Here is a 4,811-nt window from a genome sequence, read left to right as displayed (position 1 = left end):
TGGCCGGCCAGGATATGCAGTACGAGTCCAGTCAGGCTGTTGTCGCCTGGATGATAGGGATCGGTCGTGAACGACAGCATGACCTGTTCGGTGATGCCAGCCGCTTCATACTTCTTGGCGTCAGCGAGCAGCCGCTTGTCGAAGTCGGCCCGGTCGACGGCGCCGGCGTCGAACTCCGGCCGCGGCTGCTTGGTCACCAGTGGCACGTAGCAATAGGCGCAGCCGTGACCGCACCCGCGATAGGGATTGGTGGCAAGTGGCGCATACTCGCCGGCCTGCCCCTTCGGCGCATAGATGATCGAGCAGCCTTTGATGCTGACGCCGTCCGGATTGATGGTTGCCATTGTGGTCCTCACAAAAAATCGGGCGACAGGCGGTAGCCGCCGTCGGTCTTGATGATCAGGTCGAGCGCGGCGAGCTCGCGCAGCCCGGTGGTGAGCCCGCTGGACGTGCGTGAGACCTCCGCGCGGTCCGCAATGGTGTCCAAGTCCATCTCCGCGCCCTGTGCGGCCTCCAGCGCGCCCAGCATGCGTGCGTAGGACGATGGCAGGCGCTCCTTGAAGGCGGCGAGCCCCGGCGGCGCTGTGATGCCTGCTTCAGCCTCGACAGCCACGTAGCGGCCATCGCCGCGGTCCTGGATGCGCGGGGAGGCCGCCGCCTCGGTCATGTACTTCCGGAATGCGCTCGATCGCGACGAGATGCCGGCGCGCTTGGCAGCGACCTGCAGGCTGATGCCGAGCGGGTAGGCGGACACGACGGCGTCGACCACCTTGCGCGAACTCGGCGACATTTTCGGCTCATTGTACGGGCCGTCGTAGCCTCCATCCAAGACGGGCTCGCGGGTCTTTACGCCGCGGATGAACTCTCGCTGTGGGCCTTTCGAAACCAAATGCGTGATATCGATAGCCTCTGCACCGCTTGGCATGCTGACCGGGCCGATCTCGGTCCACACCGTTTGATCCGGTCCGCCTGCAAGATCGACGCCGATATGGACGGGCTTCGGCGGCCGCGGCCGGTCGAGGAACTCCTCAAGCGCCACCCGGATCGCCTCGGCGCCGGCGGCAAAGCCATCCTCTCGCCCCTTGTCCATTCCCTCGCCATAGCCGCGCGCGAAGCCTCGCTTCTCGGCTGTGGCGATCTCAGCCGGATCGGCCGCGCGCGGCGCCGTACTCTTTTGATCGACCGTCGGCGGCGCCTTGGAGGCCTTCACTAGTTCCGCCAGCGCCCGCTGGATGGCGGCAGGCGTTGCCGACGGCAGAACGGTGCTGCCGGGCTTCGGCGCCTCCGTGGAGGCCTTGAACATGCGATCGCGCACCGGTGTCGATGCGAGGGCGGGCCCGACGACATAGAACTCGCCCGGCTTGAACGCCTGCATGTCGACAGCTTCCGAAGAGCGCGGTCCAAAACCAAGCAGATCGGCAACCGCGCGGCGGTCGGCGCTTTGCTCCACTCGGCCGAGAAACTTGTTCTCGCACTGGCCGAGCACGTCGTTGTTGATGAGACTCAGCCGCTGGGTGGCGAAGATGGCGCCAAAGCCCCTCTTGCGGCCGGCGGTCGCCAAGTGGGTGATCGCCTCGCTCGAGGCAACGACGCCCTGCTGCGGCGCCCACAGATGTGTCTCGTCCAGCATGACGATCGTTGGATGCCAGAGATCCGACTTGGCCCGCATCATGCCGGCGACAAACCGGCCGATGAACGATCGCTTCTCCTCAAGGGTCCAGTCGCCGATTTGCAGGATTGTGGAGACGCCGACCTTCAACAGGGTAAGCGCCAGGTCGCCGGCATCCTGCGTCTTGCTCAGCGGCGCGTCGCCATGGTCCCCGCCGATGATGGCGTATTCGCGCTCGGCCGTCCGCAGCGTGTGGAACTCGTCCTCGACATCAAGGATGATCTGCTGGAACTTGCCATAGGTCGCCTCGAGCAGCACCCGAGCGACGGTCGACTTACCGGATCCAGATGCGCCTTGAAGCAGGCATCGTTGGCCGCGGAACGTCTCGAGATTGAAATCGATGTTGGCTGCGATCTTCATGGCGTCTCGTTCTCAAGGCCGATGTCGGCGAGGAAGTTCTCAAGCCCTTCCGGCTTTTCCGGATCGCGGAAATAGGCACGGATCGCTTCCCAGTTCCGCTTGGCCTGCGCATCGATCATCTCGCCGAGCATGTTGATGCGGTATTGCGGCATCGTGCCGGCGGCGAAGCGCCTGTCGATCAGCCGGGATAGGCTGTTGTCCCGGCGCCTCAGTGCCTTGAACCGATCGGTAATCTGCTTCGGTAACTGTTTCCAGCATCGGCGGCAGATGATGTCTGCCGAGTCGCCGCACTTGTCCCTCGGCGCCGTGCGTCCGCAACGTGGATTGACGCAGCAGATCCTATCTCCAGTCATATCCATTCCCTCCCGCACGATGCCGCCAGCGCCAGGCAGGTTGCCCTGCGCAGTTCTCCGATCAGCGGTTTCCATTCCCGATGGGTTGACCGCTTTCTCTCCATCTCGCTCAGGATCGCGTCGCGCCGCCGTTCAGCCGCGGCGGCCTCACGGCGCCGGACCTGTTCCTCGGCGAAATCGAAGAGAGATGGCTGGTTCACATCACCACCGTGATCTTCTCAGCGGCGCGCGTCAGTCCGGTGTAGAGCCACCTGGACCGGCTGTCCGCAAAGGCTCGGCTTTCATCAAAGAGACACACGGTGTCCCACTGTGAGCCCTGCGCCTTGTGCACGGTCAGCGCGTAGCCGTAGTCGAATTGCTGAGTGCCGCGCAGTTCCTGCCAATTGACCTCGTTCAGCCGGCCTTCAAAGCATTCCTTGCGGGCTTTGACCTTTACCGGTGTCGTCATCTCGAAGTCGATCGATGTGACATCCATGGCGACGCAATGGTCTTCGATATGGCCAGCGCGGCGCTTTGCGACGTACAGGGTCGTCCACAGCCCGCCGTTGAAGAGACCCATGTTGCGGTCATTTTTCAGGCAGACGAGACGGTCGCCTTTCTCCGGCAACGCCTGCTTTCTCCCGAGTATCTCCCGCATGCGCTGATTGTAGCCGGCCCTCGTCTTGTTCAGGCCGACGAGAACCTGATCAGCCTTCATGACGTGGTCCTGCACCAGATAGGAGCGTTTGATGACTTCGCTTGTGCCGTAGGCGCCATATTTGAGTTGGCCGCCTTCGCGGACGATCGTGGCCATTTGAATGATCGGGCTCTCGGCCGCCTGCCGATGGATCTCCGTCAGCATGACGTCTGGGTCGCATTCGGTGAAGAATCCAGCGCCGGGAGAGACTGGTGGCAACTGGGCCGGGTCGCCGAGGACCAGGACCGGGATGCCGAAGGAAAGGATTTCCTGGCCGATATCCTGATCGACCATCGAGCACTCGTCGATGACCAAGAGCGCGACGCCTTCGAACTCGCTCTTGTGGCGGAGGATGAACTTGGTCGCGCCCGTGGTCTTGTTGACGTCGACGGCATAGATCGTGGAATGGATGGTGCTGGCGTTCAGGCAACCGTTCTTCCGCATCATCATGGCGGCCTTGCCGGTATAGGCCGCATAGAGAACGCGACCTTTCAGCCCTTCGGCAAAGTGCCGGGCGAGCGTGGTCTTGCCGGTGCCGGCGTACCCGAAGACGCGGAACACCTGCTTTTCCTTCGCCTTGTGCCAGGCGCTGACGGCGTCGATCGCGTCGGCTTGCTGCGGGGAGAACTGCATCAGGCCGCCACGTCCTGCTCGAACAGGCCCATCTCGGCGAACCTGAAATAGAGCGCCTTCATGGTGACGAGATCCGACCACGCATCCCGCAGCCCTTCATGCGCCGGCTGGCCGAGAATGATCGATCCGGCCTCGTCCAGAGACGGCCATTTGAAATCGCCCAGGCCGCCTTCGAACTCGCTCGGTAGCTTGCACAGTTGCTGCGCATAGGGCTTTTGCAGGTCGATGAACTCGATCAGCGGCCGGTTGAGCCATAGCCGGTCATAGGCGTCCGATTTCTTGCCGCTCGCCAGCGCGAACCGGGCGAAAAGGCTGGCCACCACCATGCGGTCCATGTCGCCGAATGTGACGACCTTAATGTGACTGTCGAGCGGCGCCGTCTTGAGCATGTCGCTGAGCGCGCCCAGGACTCGGGGCTCGGGTATGCCGACCTGCGAACTCGCGCGCGCCGAAATGCCGTGCACCTTCTCGGCGTTCTCCTTGATCGTGCGGCCGTCGGATTTGACCATGTGAGCGAAATGGTTCGTGATCAGGCCCGACCGATTGCAGAGCGCCGCCGCGATCTCGGGGCACCATGGTTGGGCCGAGTCGTCGATGGAGATGTCTTTGCGGTAAAGGCCGCTCGTCTCCAGTTTGAGAAAGAGGATCTCGGGTGCTGACAGGTTGCGGGGCTCAGTCATCGTAATCGTCCCCATAGTCGTCACGGTCATCGTCGTAGGCGTCCAGTTCGGCGCGCGCCTCGTCATTGACGCGCTTGATGCAGGCGTCGCAAACCTCATACACCCGTCCCGACATGCCTTCCTCGTAATCGCGCTGCGGTCGCAGGTGAGGCTTGTGCTGCTTGCACCAATCGCAGGCGCCGGAATGGTCGGCGTTCTTCATGTACTCACGGTGCTCATCCAAGCACTCTTGGCACATGTCGTTGCGCTCACTGCCAAAACTGTCCGTCTCCCCCTGTATCCGAGCAACGGCAGGGCGATCGGGATGGTCGTCGCACATCGTCCCATCGGGAAAGTCATGAGACGAGCCAGGCAAAGATGAAGTCGGTCCGGTGACGTCAGCCATTGGCGTCATCCCGAAGGGCTTTGAGTTCAGCGCGCGCGTCGCGAGCCTCTTGGAG

The 4,811-nt window shown here is 63.0% G+C and carries 5 protein-coding genes and 1 pseudogene; all 6 read right to left on the bottom strand.

Translation table 11 applies throughout. The features are described from left to right. A pseudogene (locus EN884_RS26005) lies at positions 1–344 on the bottom strand (hypothetical protein); the annotation flags it as partial. Positions 345–352: 8 nt separating this feature from the next. Beyond that, on the bottom strand, positions 353–2,029 hold the full coding sequence (locus EN884_RS26000; protein ID WP_063168474.1) for a DUF87 domain-containing protein: 1,677 nt from the start codon (positions 2,027–2,029) through the stop codon (positions 353–355). After that, positions 2,026–2,382 (bottom strand): hypothetical protein, encoded by a 357-nt coding sequence (locus EN884_RS25995; protein WP_063168473.1) that lies wholly within the window; start codon positions 2,380–2,382, stop codon positions 2,026–2,028. Before EN884_RS25995 ends, EN884_RS26000 begins: the two co-directional genes overlap by 4 nt. A 196-nt stretch (positions 2,383–2,578) precedes the next feature. Beyond that, complete coding sequence (locus tag EN884_RS25990) at positions 2,579–3,691, bottom strand: AAA family ATPase (RefSeq protein ID WP_063168471.1); 1,113 nt, start codon at positions 3,689–3,691, stop codon at positions 2,579–2,581. Beyond that, positions 3,691–4,371 carry a hypothetical protein gene (locus EN884_RS25985; protein WP_063168470.1) on the bottom strand — a complete coding sequence of 227 codons (681 nt, stop codon included), beginning with the start codon at positions 4,369–4,371 and terminating at the stop codon, positions 3,691–3,693. The genes EN884_RS25990 and EN884_RS25985 overlap by 1 nt, the downstream gene beginning before the upstream one ends. Then, positions 4,364–4,811, bottom strand: a 448-nt coding sequence (locus tag EN884_RS25980) for a hypothetical protein (protein ID WP_206617636.1), incomplete at its 5' end; no start/stop codon positions are given. The genes EN884_RS25985 and EN884_RS25980, both read right to left, overlap by 8 nt.

The organism is Mesorhizobium sp. M7A.F.Ca.AU.001.01.1.1, from assembly GCF_004022735.1.
In the GTDB taxonomy this organism is placed as follows: domain Bacteria; phylum Pseudomonadota; class Alphaproteobacteria; order Rhizobiales; family Rhizobiaceae; genus Mesorhizobium; species Mesorhizobium ciceri.
This window is presented reverse-complemented; position numbering and strand designations above follow the sequence as displayed.

Excerpts from the sequence above, each read along its gene's own strand:
- EN884_RS26000 (WP_063168474.1), bottom strand. The coding sequence starts at position 2,029 with ATGAAGATCGCAGCCAACATCGATTTCAATCTCGAGACGTTCCGCGGC.
- EN884_RS25995 (WP_063168473.1), bottom strand. The coding sequence starts at position 2,382 with ATGACTGGAGATAGGATCTGCTGCGTCAATCCACGTTGCGGACGCACG.
- EN884_RS25990 (WP_063168471.1), bottom strand. The coding sequence starts at position 3,691 with ATGCAGTTCTCCCCGCAGCAAGCCGACGCGATCGACGCCGTCAGCGCC.
- EN884_RS25985 (WP_063168470.1), bottom strand. The coding sequence starts at position 4,371 with ATGACTGAGCCCCGCAACCTGTCAGCACCCGAGATCCTCTTTCTCAAA.